At 56.1% G+C, this 14,528-nt stretch carries 14 protein-coding genes; 3 read left to right on the plus strand and 11 right to left on the minus strand.

The window, feature by feature from the left end:
* The first annotated feature begins 193 nt into the window (after positions 1–193).
* A complete protein-coding gene (gene gltS / locus AAIE04_RS08355; RefSeq protein WP_019452187.1) occupies positions 194–1,405 on the plus strand; it encodes a sodium/glutamate symporter in 1,212 nt (403 codons plus the stop codon).
* Between the two features lie 43 nt (positions 1,406–1,448).
* Here gltS and recG read toward each other — a convergent pair whose 3' ends face one another.
* The 6 genes from recG to AAIE04_RS08385 form a co-directional block, all read right to left on the minus strand.
* Positions 1,449–3,530, minus strand: coding sequence for an ATP-dependent DNA helicase RecG (gene recG / locus AAIE04_RS08360; RefSeq protein WP_063918309.1), 2,082 nt, complete (start codon positions 3,528–3,530; stop codon positions 1,449–1,451).
* Positions 3,527–4,222: a tRNA (guanosine(18)-2'-O)-methyltransferase TrmH gene (gene trmH, locus AAIE04_RS08365; RefSeq protein ID WP_004931227.1), complete on the minus strand. Its 696-nt coding sequence runs from the start codon at positions 4,220–4,222 to the stop codon at positions 3,527–3,529. Before trmH ends, recG begins: the two co-directional genes overlap by 4 nt.
* 5 nt (positions 4,223–4,227) lie before the next feature.
* Complete coding sequence (gene spoT, locus AAIE04_RS08370; RefSeq protein WP_019452189.1) at positions 4,228–6,339, minus strand: bifunctional GTP diphosphokinase/guanosine-3',5'-bis pyrophosphate 3'-pyrophosphohydrolase; 2,112 nt, start codon at positions 6,337–6,339, stop codon at positions 4,228–4,230.
* Between the two features lie 18 nt (positions 6,340–6,357).
* Positions 6,358–6,633 carry a DNA-directed RNA polymerase subunit omega gene (gene rpoZ, locus AAIE04_RS08375; RefSeq protein WP_004931221.1) on the minus strand — a complete coding sequence of 92 codons (276 nt, stop codon included), beginning with the start codon at positions 6,631–6,633 and terminating at the stop codon, positions 6,358–6,360.
* Positions 6,634–6,687: 54 nt separating this feature from the next.
* On the minus strand, positions 6,688–7,311 hold the full coding sequence (gene gmk / locus AAIE04_RS08380; protein WP_004931218.1) for a guanylate kinase: 624 nt from the start codon (positions 7,309–7,311) through the stop codon (positions 6,688–6,690).
* 211 nt (positions 7,312–7,522) lie between these two features.
* Positions 7,523–8,140 carry a trimeric intracellular cation channel family protein gene (locus AAIE04_RS08385; RefSeq protein WP_019452191.1) on the minus strand — a complete coding sequence of 206 codons (618 nt, stop codon included), beginning with the start codon at positions 8,138–8,140 and terminating at the stop codon, positions 7,523–7,525.
* A 253-nt stretch (positions 8,141–8,393) separates the two neighbouring features.
* On the opposite strand from AAIE04_RS08385, the gene AAIE04_RS08390 reads away from it, so the two are divergent.
* Entirely contained in the window at positions 8,394–8,831 is a 438-nt protein-coding gene (locus AAIE04_RS08390; protein ID WP_498576781.1) for a DUF3574 domain-containing protein, read from the plus strand.
* A gap of 34 nt (positions 8,832–8,865) precedes the next feature.
* On the opposite strand, the gene AAIE04_RS08395 is transcribed toward AAIE04_RS08390, so the two are convergent.
* A complete protein-coding gene (locus AAIE04_RS08395) occupies positions 8,866–10,050 on the minus strand; it encodes a NupC/NupG family nucleoside CNT transporter (protein ID WP_004931212.1) in 1,185 nt (394 codons plus the stop codon).
* 348 nt (positions 10,051–10,398) lie between these two features.
* On the opposite strand from AAIE04_RS08395, the gene AAIE04_RS08400 reads away from it, so the two are divergent.
* Complete coding sequence (locus tag AAIE04_RS08400) at positions 10,399–10,788, plus strand: hypothetical protein (protein WP_019452194.1); 390 nt, start codon at positions 10,399–10,401, stop codon at positions 10,786–10,788.
* Between the two features lie 164 nt (positions 10,789–10,952).
* Here AAIE04_RS08400 and AAIE04_RS08405 read toward each other — a convergent pair whose 3' ends face one another.
* The 4 genes from AAIE04_RS08405 to sid form a co-directional block, all read right to left on the minus strand.
* A complete protein-coding gene (locus AAIE04_RS08405; protein ID WP_498576782.1) occupies positions 10,953–12,464 on the minus strand; it encodes an anti-phage dCTP deaminase in 1,512 nt (503 codons plus the stop codon).
* 91 nt (positions 12,465–12,555) lie between these two features.
* Positions 12,556–12,741 carry a hypothetical protein gene (locus AAIE04_RS08410; protein WP_498576783.1) on the minus strand — a complete coding sequence of 62 codons (186 nt, stop codon included), beginning with the start codon at positions 12,739–12,741 and terminating at the stop codon, positions 12,556–12,558.
* Between the two features lie 629 nt (positions 12,742–13,370).
* Complete coding sequence (locus tag AAIE04_RS08415; protein WP_498576784.1) at positions 13,371–13,616, minus strand: ogr/Delta-like zinc finger family protein; 246 nt, start codon at positions 13,614–13,616, stop codon at positions 13,371–13,373.
* Between the two features lie 2 nt (positions 13,617–13,618).
* Positions 13,619–14,368: a capsid size-determining scaffold Sid gene (gene sid / locus AAIE04_RS08420; RefSeq protein ID WP_498576785.1), complete on the minus strand. Its 750-nt coding sequence runs from the start codon at positions 14,366–14,368 to the stop codon at positions 13,619–13,621.
* Between the last annotated feature and the right edge of the window lie 160 nt (positions 14,369–14,528).

A 14,528-nucleotide genomic window follows, 5' to 3' on the forward strand; every position in this document is an offset into this window, starting at 1 on the left:
CCCGCAAAAGCAAACGGTTGCGCGTAAATATTATGTTGCCGACTTTCTCGTTTATGTCGCATTTTCATTCATTTTTTCTTGTCATCTCAGCGTTTTTTACTTCTAATCCTGCACTCATCAAGTTTAAAAACTCAGTGGTTTTCTATAACTTATTATTTTTATTTGGATCTTTTCCCTTACATGGAGTACCTGGATGTTTCATCTTGATACTTATGGCACGTTAGTCGCGGCGACGCTGGTTTTGCTCCTCGGGGGCAAGTGCGTCAGGACCATTCCCCTGCTGCGAAAATATACCATTCCTGCTCCCGTCGCCGGTGGTTTGCTGGTGGCACTCCTGCTGTTAGCCCTGAAAAAACTCGTCAACTGGGAAATCAGTTTTGACATGTCGCTGAAGGACCCGCTGATGCTGGCCTTCTTCGCCACCATTGGTCTGAACGCCAACCTGGCGCGTTTGCGCGCCGGCGGCAAGGTGCTGGTGGTGTTCCTGTTCGTGGTGCTGGGGTTGCTTATCGTGCAGAACGCCATCGGCATCGGCATGGCGAAAATGCTGGGGCTGGATCCGCTGATGGGCCTGATCGCCGGGTCGATCACCCTGTCGGGCGGGCACGGCACCGGGGCGGCCTGGAGCAAGCTGTTCATCGAGCGCTACGGTTTTGAAAACGCGACGGAAGTCGCCATGGCCTGCGCCACCTTCGGCCTGGTGCTGGGCGGCCTGATCGGCGGCCCGGTGGCGCGCTATCTGGTCAAACACTCCTCTACACCGGAAGGCTCGCCGGAAGACAGCGTGCAGCCGAGCGGCTTCGAGAAGCCGGAAAGCGGCCGTCTCATCACCTCGCTGGTGATGATCGAAACCATCGCCATGATCGCCATCTGTCTAAGCCTGGGGCAGCTGATTGCCGGCCTGCTGAGCGGCACGGTGTTTGAACTGCCGAACTTCGTTTGCGTGCTGTTCGTCGGGGTGATCCTCAGCAACACGCTGGCCTTCACCGGTTTTTATACCGTGTTCGAGCGGGCGGTATCGGTGCTGGGCAACGTCAGCCTGTCGCTGTTCCTGGCGATGGCACTGATGAGCCTGCGCCTGTGGGAGCTGGCCTCGCTGGCGCTGCCGATGCTGGCGATCCTGGCGGTGCAGACGCTGGTCATGGCGCTGTACGCGATCTTCGTTACCTACCGGGTGATGGGTAAAAACTACGACGCGGCGGTGCTGGCCGCCGGCCATTGCGGCTTCGGCATGGGCGCCACGCCGACGGCGATCGCCAACATGCAGGCGATCACCGATCGTTTCGGCCCGTCGCACGTGGCGTTTTTGGTGGTGCCGATGGTGGGGGCATTCTTTATCGATATCGCCAATGCCATCGTCATCAAGCTGTATCTGCTGCTGCCGGTGTTCCCGGCGGTGGGGTGATATCGCGAGCCAGAAAAGAAGAGGGCGCCGTCGGCGCCCTTTTTTATGCGTTGGAGTAGCGCGCCTTCTCCGGCAGCCAGCGCTCGATCAGCGCCTGGGCATGCTCCGGATAGTGCTGGTGGAGGTGGCGAGCGACGCGTTGCACTTCGGGGATCATCGCCTGGTCGCGCAGCAGGTCCGCCACTTTGAATTCGGCGCTGCCGGTCTGGCGGGTGCCGAGCAGCTCGCCCGGGCCGCGGATCTCCAGATCGCGCTGCGCGATGACGAAGCCGTCATTGCTGTCGCGCAGCACCTGCAGGCGCGTTTGCGCGGTTTTGCTCAGCGGCGTTTTGTACAGCAGCACGCAGTGTGAGGCCACCGCGCCGCGCCCCACGCGGCCGCGCAGCTGGTGCAGTTGCGCCAGACCCAGCCGCTCCGGGTTCTCGATGATCATCAGGCTGGCGTTCGGCACGTCGACGCCGACTTCGATCACCGTGGTGGCGACCAACAGCTGCAGCTCACCCTGTTTAAACGCCTGCATCACCGCCTGCTTCTCCTGAGCTTTCATGCGGCCGTGCACCAGCGCCACCTTCAGCTCCGGCAATGCGGTTTTCAATTCTTCCCAGGTGGCTTCCGCCGCCTGCGCTTCCAGCAGTTCGGACTCTTCGATCAACGTGCACACCCAGTAAGCCTGCCGGCCCTCTTCCAGGCAGGCGCTCTTCACTCGTTGAATGATGTCGGCGCGGCGGGTATCGGGAATGGCGACGGTGGTCACCGGCGTGCGGCCCGGCGGCAGCTCGTCGATGACCGAGGTATCGAGATCGGCATAGGCGGTCATTGCCAGCGTGCGCGGAATCGGCGTGGCGGTCATGATCAGCTGATGGGCGTGGAAGCCCTGTTCTTCGCCTTTCTCCCACAGCGCCAGCCGCTGATGCACCCCGAAGCGGTGCTGCTCATCGATGATCACCAGTGCCAGGCCGTTGAACTGCACCTGTTCCTGGAAGATGGCGTGGGTGCCGACCACCATCGACACCTGGCCGCTGGCGATGGCTTCCTGCTGCGCGATGCGTGCCTTGCCTTTCTGTTTGCCGGCCAGCCAGCCGACCTCCAGCCCCAGCGGTTCGAACCACTGACGAAAATTGTTGGCGTGCTGCTCGGCCAGCAGCTCGGTTGGCGCCATCAGCGCTACCTGCTTGCCGTGCGCGATGGCGCGCAGCGCCGCCAGCGCCGCCACCAGCGTTTTGCCGGAGCCGACGTCGCCCTGCACCAGCCGCATCATCGGGAAGTCTTTTTGCATATCGGCTTCGATGTCGGCCACCACGCGCGTTTGCGCACCGGTCGGCGAGAACGGCAGCTGGGCGAGAAAACGGTTTTTCAGCCGATCGTCCGGCAGCAGCGGCTGCGCCCGGTAACTCTGGGCACCGGCGCGCACCGCCAGCATGCTGAGGTTATGCGCCAACAGCTCTTCGAGGATCAGGCGTTTTTGCGCCGGGTGTTTGCCCAGCTCCAGATCCGCCAGCTGGATGTCCGGCGGCGGGCGGTGCAGGGTGTGCAGCGCCTGCGGCAGGCTCATCAGGCCGCCGCTCAGCTCCGGCGGCAGCAGTTCGGCAATGGCGCAGGTATCCAGCAGCTCCAGCGCCTGGTCGGTCAATTTGCGCAGCGTGGCCTGCCGCACCCCCTCGGTGGTGGGGTAGACCGGCGTCAGCGACTCCTGCAGCTCAACCTCGCTGGTTTCGCCCTGAATGCGGTATTCCGGATGGATGATCTCCGCGCCGTGGTTGCCGCGTTTGATCTCGCCGTAGGCGGTCACGCGGCGGCCGGTGGCCAGGCTGTTCTTCATCGCGGCGTTGAAGTTGAAGAACCGCATGGTGAGGATGCCGGTACCGTCGCTGATCTGGCAGGTCAGCATGCGGCGGCGGCCGAAGCTGATGTCGCTGCGCAGCACTTCCCCTTCTACCGTGGCGTAGATGCCCGGCAGCAGATCGTTGATCGGATAGAGGCGGGTGCGGTCTTCGTAGCGCAGCGGCAGATGCAGCAGCAGATCCTGAATGGTGTCGAGGCCAAGCTTGGCCAATTTGCCCGCCTGGCTGGCGCCAACCCCGGAAAGCGTGGTGAGTGGGACAGCATCCAGCAGGCGGCCTTTCATTTGCGCACCGTCGCCTGCATGGCCGCCCACCATTCGGCGCTGGCGACCACCTGGCCCTGTTCATCGATCTGCGGGCGCGGCAGCCCTTTGCGCTTGGCCACGTTGGCCAACACCGGGTAGCCGCCTTCGAACAGCAGGCGCTGCTGCTCTTCTTCGTCCAGCATGCTGTTATCGCGGCGATACAGGCCGGCGTTTTGCCGTTGGCGCTGCGCCTCATACAGGATCAGCGCGGAGGCTACGGAGACGTTGAGCGATTGCACCATGCCGATCATCGGAATGACGATGTCCTGATCGGCCAGCGCCAGCGCTTCTTCGGTGATGCCGGTTTTTTCCTGGCCGAGCAGCACGCAGGTTGGCCGGGTGTAGTCCACCTCGCGGAAATCGACCGCGCGCGCAGACAGGTTGGTGGCCAGAATTTGCATGCCCTGCGCTTTCAGGTGACCGACCGCGTCGCCGATGGTGCGGTGGGTTTTAACGCTGACCCAGCTGTTGCTGCCGGCGGCGGAGGAAACCAGGGTGCGCATGCGGGTGGTGGGCCACACGGCGTGGACCTGATGCACGCCGACGGCGTCTGCGGTACGGATAATGGCGGAGACGTTATGCGGTTTGTGCACCTGCTCCAGGCAAACCGTCAAATCCGGCTGCCGGGTCGCGAGCATTTCACAAATCCGCGCATAGCGTTCAGGACTCATAAGCGCTAGTTTCGGTTGCGGTTAACTTTGATCACATCCGGCATGATACGGATTTTACGCATAATGTTTGCCAAATGGATGCGATCGCGGGTGGTCAAGCGGATAAAGGCGCTATAAACCCGACCGTCTTTCTCTTCGGTGTTCAGGCTCTGAATATTGGACTCGGCCGCGTTGATCGCCGCCGTCAGGTTGGCCAGCGCGCCCTGGTGGTTAAACATATCCACCTTAATTTCGGCGATGAACTCCTGCTCGGTCTCTTTATCCCACTCGACCGCCATGAACTTCTCAGGCTCTTTCTGATAGCCGCGAATATTGCGGCAGGATTCATGGTGGATCACCAGCCCTTTGCCCGGGCTGACGTGAGCGATAATCGGGTCGCCCGGAATCGGACGGCAGCACTTGGCGAAGGTGATCAACACCCCGTCGGCGCCCTTGATGGCCAGGTTGCGCACGCCGGAGGACGCGCCCAGGCTGGACTGATCGCCCTGCAGGTTCTTCGCCACCACCACGCTCATGGCGTTGCCGAGGCCGATTTCCGCCAGCAGATCGTCCAGCGTCGCCAGCTTCATGCGGTCCAGCTCGTGCTGAATGTTTTCCTGCGGGATTTCGGCCAGCTTGCGGCTGCCACCCAGCGCGTGGTTGAGCAGACGGCGGCCGAGGCCGACGGAGTCGTCGCGCTTGAGGTTCTTCAGCATCTGGCGAATTTTGGCGCGCGCTTTCGAGCTGACCACGAAGTTCAGCCAGGCGGCGTTGGGCCGCGCGCCCGGCGCGGTGATGATCTCGACGGTCTGGCCGCTGGTCAGCGACTGCGACAGCGGGTAGGGCTGACGATCGACGCGCGCGCCGACGCAGGCATGGCCGATATCGGTATGCACCGCATAGGCGAAGTCGACCGGCGTGGCGCCGGCGGGCAGCTCGACGATGCGGCCTTCCGGGGTGAAAACGTAAATCTCATCCGGGAACAGATCGGATTTGACGCTCTCGATAAATTCAAACGAGCTACCGGCGCTTTGCTGCAGCTCCAGCAGGCTTTGCATCCAGCGCTGGGCGCGGATCTGCGCCGTGGTGCCGGTTTCGCCCTGTTCTCTTTCCTTGTAAGCCCAGTGCGCGGCCACCCCCATCTCAGCCATCTGGTCCATGTCTTCGGTGCGGATCTGCACTTCGACCGGCACGCCGTGCGGGCCGATCAGCGAGGTATGCAGCGATTGATAGCCGTTGGCCTTGGGAATGGCGATGTAATCTTTCACCCGCCCCGGACGCGGCTTGTACAGGCTGTGCACCTGGCCGAGCACGCGGTAGCAGGTATCGACCTCTTTGACGATCACCCGGAACGCGTAGATATCCATGATGGAATGGAACCGCTGTTCTTTCAGGTGCATCTTGAGGTAGATGGAATAGAGGTGTTTTTCCCGCCCGCTGACGCGGCAGGCGATGCCGGCTTCCGTCAGCCGCCCTTCGATCTCGGAGAGGATTTTTTGAATCATCTCTTTGCGGTTGCCGCGCGCGGCTTTCACCACTTCCTTGATCACGCGGTAGCGGTTCGGGTACAGCGCCTCGAAGCCCAGCTCTTCCAGCTCGGTTTTCAGGTGATGAATACCCAGACGGTGGGCGAGCGGGCTGTAGATTTCCAGGGTTTCACGCGCGATGCGCCGGCGTTTGTCGGGGCGCAGCGAACCGAGGGTGCGCATGTTGTGCGTACGGTCGGCCAGCTTGATCAGCACGACGCGGATATCCTGCACCATCGCCATGATCATCTTGCGGAAGTTTTCCGCCTGCGCTTCTTTCTTGTCCTGGAATTTCAGCTTATCGAGCTTGGAGACGCCCTCGACCAGTTCGGCGACGCTCTTGCCGAACAGCTGTTCCATATCTTGATAGGTGGCCGGGGTGTCTTCGATGACGTCGTGCAGCAATGCCGCCATCAGCGTCTCGTGGTCGAGACGCATTTCCGCCAGGATGCAGGCCACGGCAACCGGGTGAGTAATGTAGGGCTCACCGCTGGAGCGTGTCTGGCCCTCGTGCGCGTCGCGCGCGACGAGGTATGCCTGTTTGAGGCGCTTAATCTGCTCCTCGGGCAGGTAACGTTGAATCAGCAGATTCAGGCTTTCAAACAGGTACAAGGCGGACTCGCAGTCTAATTAACGACGACCTTCAGCAATCGCGGTAACCGCTTGAATTTCTGCGGCTTCCTGCTCTTGCTGCTCCTGGCGCTCACGCACGTCGAGGATCTGGCTGGTGATCAGGCCTTCTTCGATTTCGCGCAGGGCGATAACGGTGTACTTGTCGTTCTCTTCCGGAACCAGTGCATCTTTGCCGCCGGTCTGGATCTGACGCGCCCGACGAGCAGCGACCAACACCAGGTCAAAACGGTTACCAATTTTCTCTACAGCGTCTTGAACAGTTACGCGTGCCATATTTGTGCTACTCCACAGGTGACGAAAAGACTGGGCATGATACTGAAACTGCCTTCAGTCTGCCAATAGTTTGCTGATTAAAGCGTCATGCCGCAGCAACTGGCGGCCCAAACGCAGGCGTTCGGCGCGAATGATGGTCTTCAGATCGGACAGCGCCAGATCGAAATCATCGTTCACGATCAGGTAATCGTACTCCGCGTAATGCGTCATTTCCGCCACGGCCTGAGCCATGCGCTTGGCGATCACCTCTTCGGAATCCTGCCCGCGCCCGCGCAGGCGGCGGCCCAGTTCTTCCTTCGACGGCGGCAGAATGAAGATGCTGCGCGCCTGCGGCATTTTGGCGCGGATTTGCTGCGCGCCCTGCCAGTCGATATCCAGAAACACGTCTACGCCGGTCGCCAACACTTGTTCGATGGCGGCGCGCGAGGTGCCGTAATAGTTGCCGAACACTTCGGCGTGCTCAAGAAACGCGTCCTGCTCGATCATCCGGCGGAATTCGTCTTTCGAGACGAAGAAATAGTGCTCGCCGTGATTTTCACCCGGGCGGCTGTCGCGCGTGGTGTGCGAAACCGAAACCTGCGTGTCGTACAGCGGTTGCGTCTTTAACAAAGCCTGAATCAGACTTGATTTACCTGCGCCACTGGGAGCAGAGACAATATAAAGCGTGCCTTGAGCCATGATGATGTTCGTTGATAACGGTTGATATGCCAATAACAGCGGATGTGTATTTTCTCCGCACAGTATACACGGCTAACGCGCCGGGTGCAGCGTTAGCTCGCATTTTGCCCGCGGCTTTGCGCGGAAAAAGCGGTGAATGCGCGAATTTGCGCGTTGAAGGGCGACATTTCTGCAGTTTTGGCCTCGGCGGCGGCGCGTTGCCGCCCCGACATCAATGATCCGGATGCTGGTAGTTGAACACCGGCAGGCCGAGGCGGAAGCGCAGGGCGATCAGGCGCGCGCTCAGACCGGCGACCAGCGTGATGATCACCACCAGATTGTGCGGCAGGCTGAGGTGCTGCAGGCCGATATACAGCCAGGCGGCGCTGAAGGAGATGCCGGCGTAGATCTCCTTCTGGAACACCAGCGGGATGCGGTTGCAGAACATGTCGCGCAGTACCCCGCCGAAGACGCCGGTGATCACCGCGGCGATGGCGGCGATAATCGCGCTGTGCCCCATATCCAGCGCCACCTGCGCGCCGATGATGGAGAAGACGATCAGGCCGACGGCGTCGAGCACCAGGAACAGGCGGCGCAGATGGCGCATCAGGGGGGCCACCCAGGTGGTGACGATCGCCGCTATCGCGACGATGACGATGTATTCCGGGTGTTTGACCCAGCCCAACGGAAAATGCCCGAGCAGCATATCGCGCACCGACCCGCCGCCGATCGCCGTGACCGAGGCGATGATGATCACGCCGAACATGTCCATTTGGCGGCGGCCGGCCGCCAGCGCGCCGGTCATGGCTTCGGCGGTGATGCCGATGATATAAAGGATGCTCAGTAACATAAGGGGTTCACAGCGTACTTGCGTCAGAATGATGGACGGCAGGGTAATCGCCGCCGAGGGTGCGCGCTACTGAGTTTTTTTCACCGATGGCGTTTCGGATTAATTTAGCTAATCCAAACTGCGTTTTTATTGCCGATAACCAGCCTTTTTTAACATCTTGCTGCTGATAAAAGCATTAGAAATTTCGCGCTGGTTTCCATCGCTGACTATGCTTTTTGCAGCTAATCCTTCAACTGAGAAACCGAGACTGCAGATGAAAAATTCCCCGAAACTGGCCGCCTGCGCCGTGGTGGCTGCCGCCCTGCTGTTGAGCGGCTGCGTGGCGCCAGGTCACCAGACAACGTCCCCCGCCCCGGTTTGCCGCACCGGCGATCCGCTGGTGCAGACAACGCTCTATTTTGGCCTGAATCGTCCGGCGGGGCCGGCGATCACCGCCGCCGAGTGGCAAACCTTCGTCGACAGCCAGGTGACGCCGCGCTTTAAAGACGGGCTGACGGTGTTTGACGCCAAAGGGCAGTGGCTGGGCCACGACGGCAAACTGGCGCGCGAGAACAGCAAGGCGCTGCTGCTGATCCATGCGCCGGGCAAAGAGAGCGAGAAGAATATCGAGGCGCTGCGCAGCGGCTATAAGCAGCAGTTTGCGCAGGATTCTGTGATGCGGGTGGATGCGCCGGTGTGCGTGGCGTTTTAAAGCGAACTCCCGGCCTTATGGCCGGGAGTGGAGATTACAGCACCAGGCCGGCGATGGCCGCCGACAGCAGGCTCACCAGCGTCGAGCCATAAACCAGCTTCAGGCCAAAGCGGGAAACTACGTTGCCTTGCTGCTCGTTCAGCCCCTTGATGGCGCCGGCGACGATGCCGATGGAGGCGAAGTTGGCGAACGACACCAGGAACACCGACAGAATGCCCAGCCCGCGCGGCGACAGCTCCGCCGCGATCTTCTTCAGCTCAATCATCGCCACGAATTCGTTGGCCACCAGTTTGGTTGCCATGATGCTGCCCGCCTTCAAGGCCTCTTCCGCCGGGATGCCGATCAGCCAGGCCAGCGGATAGAACACGTAGCCGAGGATCTGCTGGAAGCTGATGCCGAGCACCGCCGAGAACAGCGCATTGACGGCGGAGATCAGTGCGATAAAGCCGATCAGCATCGCCGCGATGATCATCGCAATTTTGAAGCCGGCCAGAATGTACTCGCCCAACATTTCGAAGAAGCTCTGATCTTCGTGCAGCTTGTTCAGCTTCAGCTCCGGCTCGTCTTCGACCTGATACGGGTTGATGATCGACAGGATGATGAAGGTGCTGAACATATTAAGGATCAACGCCGCCACCACGTACTGCGCGTCGATCATCGACATGTAGGCGCCGACGATGGAGAGCGATACCGTCGACATGGCGGTGGCGGCCATGGTGTACATGCGGCGCGGCGAGATATCGCCGATGATGCCTTTATAGGCGATAAAGTTTTCCGACTGCCCCAGCACCAGCGTGCTGACGGCGTTGAACGACTCCAGCTTGCCCATGCCGTTGACCTTGGACAGCAGGGTGCCCACCAGGCGGATGATCAGCGGCAGGATGCGGAAATGCTGCAAAATGCCGATCAGGGCGGAAATAAAGATGATAGGGCATAAAACGCCGAGGAAGATGAACGCCAGGCCATCCTTGCTCATGCCGCCGAACACGAACTCCGATCCTTGTGCCGCGTAGGCGAGCAGGGTGTCGAAGAAGCCGGCGACGTGTTTGATCACGCTGAGCCCGCTGGCGGAGTGCAGGAAGAAATAGGCCAGTGCGCCTTCGATCACCAGTAGCTGGATGATATAGCGCAGGCGGATTTTCTTGCGATTATTGCTGACCAGCAGCGCCAGGGCGATGATCACCACCAGGGCCATAATAAATTGCAGAATTTGTGGCATAAACGGTCCGTACGGTTCACGGGCAGGAAAAAAACACATTTAGCCACAGCATCGCCGTCCTTTCATTACCTTGCGTGATAATTAGAACAAAATACTTATGGCATGCGGGATATCTTGCCGAATGTCATCCACACGCGCTGCTCGGCAGTTTTTCATAAGCCCCTGTGAACAGCCTACTGGCCCGCAACCTGATGCAACCTTCGCCCCACGCGTGCAGACGCCTGGAATCTGGCTCGCAATGGGGGATTTTTCCCGGCGCAAAACGTGGTTTTCTCGGCTAAGACGGAGAAACATGCTTGAGCAGGGCGCCGCGACCGGCGCGCATTTTCTCAAGTCAGGAGGTGAACGATGAATACCGGCATGTTGCTCAGGGCGCTGGCCAACGGCGTTAATCCCGACACCGGCGAGCTGTTGAAACCGGCTTCAGCGGCCTGTGCGCCGGAGGCTATCCGCCTGCTGTTCGCGTTGGCCAACGAGTTCGACGGTGAATCCGCACTGCAGAAAAAAGCCCGGCTGACGCCGGAAGAGAAGCGGCAGAAAAATCTCATTGAGGGTCGGCCGGCCAATGCCTATTTCCCCTGGTCGGAAGAGGAAAAACTGCGGCTGCGCGAGAGCCATGCGGCCGGGGCGACGCTGGAAGCGTTGAGCGATGAGTTTGAGCGCTCAACCTGGAGCATTGCGGTGCAGCTGCAGAAAATGGGGTTGATCGGTGAGGAGCAGGCGGCCGCCTATCGCTGATCTGCAGCCATAAAAAAGCCCGCGTGCCGCGGGCTTGATGGCGTGCGGAGCGGGATCACTCGATGTTCTGGATCTATATGATTTTATTTTTTCATATTGTTGATTTATATTGTTTTTTTATTCTTTCTCTTGTTTTTTGTACACATTTTGGTACATTCTGAAATTCAACTTCCAAGATTGAATTTTGAACGTATGTTGCTTATTACTTTTGACTCATACTCACCATAACTATCAAGGTATTGGGTATCTACGTGGTAAGACTCTTCAATGCTATAATTTATGGGCTTACCATTAGCGTTTTTCCTTTTCCTATTATACCCGAAGAATTTTGCATACCTTTTAGGTGCGACGCCCTCAAAATTTTCAAACAAGACTTTATCATGTGATGGAGCATGGTCTGGTTGGCAGATGGTATCGTCATGTAATTGGAGGGCTAAACTTTTTTCGTATGGTTCAATGTAAACAACTCGTTTAATTCCGGCAGCAACAATATGGCGAGCACACACATGGCAAGGATATGTAGTGCAGTATAGACTGTTTCCAGTTGTACCGATGTTAGTATTTCTTGCTAATGCAATAATAGCATCCATTTCTGCATGTACTGCGCGAGAATATTCTATAAGATATTTCGCTTTAGTTTCCTTCATGATTGTTTCTGCAAGCTCATTGGCATTTGATAAACCATTTTCTTGAAGGATTGATTTTATTTCATTTTTCAATAATGCTTTGTGCCTATCATTATGACATCCATTTTTATTAAAGCATCGTTTATCTTTACTACTTTCAGACGTATATAACCCACCACCAAAAGCAGGAACATCATTGCGGCCAGTTGCGATCACATTACCCTCTATATCCATTATGGATGCACCAACTTGGCGGGAAAGGCAAGCGGATCCTAACGAGGCGGAATAAGCGGAGTACATTCCGGATTCATCTTTGGACGGAGTAATATGGTTAACGCCATGGATGAGATCTATAAGCCTTTGAACTGACCTTCTCATAACGTCCGTGTCAAGATTTTTTATAAAATAATCAGATAGTTGTAGTGTTTCTTCAACTTGCTGACCATTTTTTTCTTTTGATTTTCTATCTCGCTCAATTATTTTCGAAATATTATCATTACCTATTGCTTCATCTTTTAGGTTTTGTATTCTTTCGGATACGGTTCTCAAAAGTCCAACTAAGTAGAAATTACTTTTATAAACTTGGTTAAATAATTCAACTTCGGACGGATGTTTGATTTGGTCTATGATATAGGCGGTTTTCTTTGTATTTTTTGTTAGTTCAGATGATTCACCACCATAAATGGCTTCTCTTCGCTCCTGAATTGAAAGCACGGCTAATTCTGCGCAGATAAAGTTACCATGCTCTTTTCTTAGAGTGTCACCAACATTTTGTAGCGTGTCGTAACGCTGGTAACTATCTAAATGAATAGTACTTACCTTTCCAAAATCAGAAATAAGATCACTAATTCTAATGTGTTCAACATGATATCCATTTTGAGTTAGGCAATGTAGTAATTGGTCTTTTAGACTTTTTATTCCTGAGCCTATAGCACCACATAAACCGACAATTAACTCTTGTGATCTTCTACCTTTAATATCGTGGATGCTATCACTATTTGAAGTGAATTCTGTTTTTACAGGGATAATATTTTCTGCAGTATCTGCCATGAAAGTCTCCAGAGTTTTTATAAATAAAAAGGCTAAAAAATTAGCCTTTTAAATAGTGTTTGTATGCTTATTATTTCTTTGTTAAGTATTTCTACCAATTTAATTTGGTAGCAGCCTTTAGAACCTTATCCCTAGCTTTGGATAAAGCCTTATTATTTCTTCTGGTAACTAAGCATTCAACATTGTTATTGTTGTTATAAGGCATGCAGTTGGCTTCGGAACCGACTGATTCCTTTTCATTTTTTTCTTTTTCCACCACCTGCACTAAGCTTAACATGGTTTTTCCCTTAACGTTTGACACGTAAAAAACCGCGTGATTATACCTTTACGGCGTTTTTTTTCAATTCCTGTATATACCCTTTACACCACCTTGTTTCATTCAGCAAGGAAAGGCATTGATATTTTTTGATGGAGAGCACATATAGATATTTAAAATGGCGATTCGTCTATATGTAGTGCCTGCATTTTTTCTAAGAGGATTCTCAATACTGTAACATAAAGTGCAATATTATCTCAGAGCCGCCCAATCCATACATCACAGGCGTAGTCAGAGGGTTGCCACAACATGTATCGTGTCAATGCTCGAGATAGGATGATTGTATAAGTAGATAGTTCAGTGACGTGCTGATACCGCGAACAAAAAGTCGTTCAAACCTCTCGGCGCGCAATGCTATCCCCGCCTCGCCTGCCCGCTTCATGTACCGCTTTTCATGCAGTTGCATGAACGGCTCCAAACCGCGCCAGTACTGGGGCGGGAGGGGGTGAAAAATGCATTTTCTTGCATGCAAAATCATGCACCCTATGCATGCACGCTCAAAAAGAGAAGCCCGCCAGAGAAAAAGCCGCAAAACGGGAGGGGTGAAGTAATAAAAAACCCGCACCGGGAAGGGGGCGGGTCGGGAGGCATCAATGTACGTGGTGGTGGCTTCCGTAGCGGTTCAGCGTTCGCTGCTGTGGTGGCGGTGACACCGGCGCCATGAGCGGTTGTGGCGGCAATGGCTGGCGGATCACGTGCTCGATACTCTCTCGCGTCTTAAAGGTGCTGGAGCAGTCAATATTCTGGCACTGGTAATAAGCCTCTTTGGTCTGTTCCGTCAGATACCGGCTGGTACGGGTGTGTGCACCTCTGCGGCAGAAAGGACAGCGCATCATGGTTATTCCTCCCCTTCCGCTTTGGCTTGTTTGCGGGCAGCGATTTCCTTGCCGAGTTTGATCCGTGCGGCCGGACTGTTAATTAGCCTCTGGTCAAGGCCACTGAAATCCGGGCCGTACAACCCAATCGCCTCAAGAATAGGGTCACTCTCCGTGCTCAGGTGGAAATTAGCGGCACGTTCGACCAGTGCCTGCATGACTTCCTGCATCACGACACCGTGTGGATCTCGCGCACACAGGTTGTTGTTATGGAACTGCTGTTCATCGTGGCCGAGACGCGATTGGGCATGGAGTCGCAAAGCAACCGCGCGGATCAGGATTGAGGCTTGATCCAGCGCAACCTCCAGCGTCATTTCGGAGTAGGTGCGCAAAAGCGCGCGGTGCTTCTGGTCATAAGCACTGGCGGCGTTGCAGACCGCAACCATCGCCTCTTCCTTATCATCTTCCAGTTCGGCCAGCAGCCCGTCGTATTCATTCACCAGTTCACGTTTGATGATGCGTTGGGTATGCAGGTCTTGCATCTCCGGCGTCAGTTCGCCTTTTGCTTTGCGGAACCGCTTACGCCAGCCTTTGTCGTCCATGACGGCCTGCTCTTCCGCTGCGCGTTTCTTATCGTGTGTGGTCGCAATGACCTGACGGATGTCATTCAGTTCCGTTTTCTTTTTGTAAAAGCCGTTACGTGCGTCATCAAAGCCGGGTTGTTGCTGCAACAAGCGTTCAGACAGTGCGACAAGCGGGGTCTTGGTGGTCATCGAAAAAACTCCAGTTCGTTATGTTGTGTGAACAGTGTCCGATAACCGGCACAACCGCTCAATCAAACACGGTTGTCACTCCGGCTACACAACGTGGCCTTTTTTCAATGGGTTAGGTGACAATTTTGGGGAAGGAATGGCCCGCCAGAGAAGGGGCATT

Source organism: Serratia sp. Ae19-1 (assembly GCF_059801225.1).

Coding starts and splice junctions, on each gene's coding strand:
- recG (WP_063918309.1), bottom strand. CDS start 3,530: ATGAAAGGCCGCCTGCTGGATGCTGTCCCACTCACCACGCTTTCCGGG.
- trmH (WP_004931227.1), bottom strand. CDS start 4,222: ATGAGTCCTGAACGCTATGCGCGGATTTGTGAAATGCTCGCGACCCGG.
- AAIE04_RS08415 (WP_498576784.1), bottom strand. CDS start 13,616: ATGATGCGCTGTCCTTTCTGCCGCAGAGGTGCACACACCCGTACCAGC.
- AAIE04_RS08395 (WP_004931212.1), bottom strand. CDS start 10,050: ATGCCACAAATTCTGCAATTTATTATGGCCCTGGTGGTGATCATCGCC.
- rpoZ (WP_004931221.1), bottom strand. CDS start 6,633: ATGGCACGCGTAACTGTTCAAGACGCTGTAGAGAAAATTGGTAACCGT.
- gmk (WP_004931218.1), bottom strand. CDS start 7,311: ATGGCTCAAGGCACGCTTTATATTGTCTCTGCTCCCAGTGGCGCAGGT.
- sid (WP_498576785.1), bottom strand. CDS start 14,368: ATGACCACCAAGACCCCGCTTGTCGCACTGTCTGAACGCTTGTTGCAG.
- gltS (WP_019452187.1), top strand. CDS start 194: ATGTTTCATCTTGATACTTATGGCACGTTAGTCGCGGCGACGCTGGTT.
- AAIE04_RS08390 (WP_498576781.1), top strand. CDS start 8,394: ATGAAAAATTCCCCGAAACTGGCCGCCTGCGCCGTGGTGGCTGCCGCC.
- AAIE04_RS08405 (WP_498576782.1), bottom strand. CDS start 12,464: ATGGCAGATACTGCAGAAAATATTATCCCTGTAAAAACAGAATTCACT.
- AAIE04_RS08410 (WP_498576783.1), bottom strand. CDS start 12,741: ATGTTAAGCTTAGTGCAGGTGGTGGAAAAAGAAAAAAATGAAAAGGAA.
- AAIE04_RS08385 (WP_019452191.1), bottom strand. CDS start 8,140: ATGTTACTGAGCATCCTTTATATCATCGGCATCACCGCCGAAGCCATG.
- AAIE04_RS08400 (WP_019452194.1), top strand. CDS start 10,399: ATGAATACCGGCATGTTGCTCAGGGCGCTGGCCAACGGCGTTAATCCC.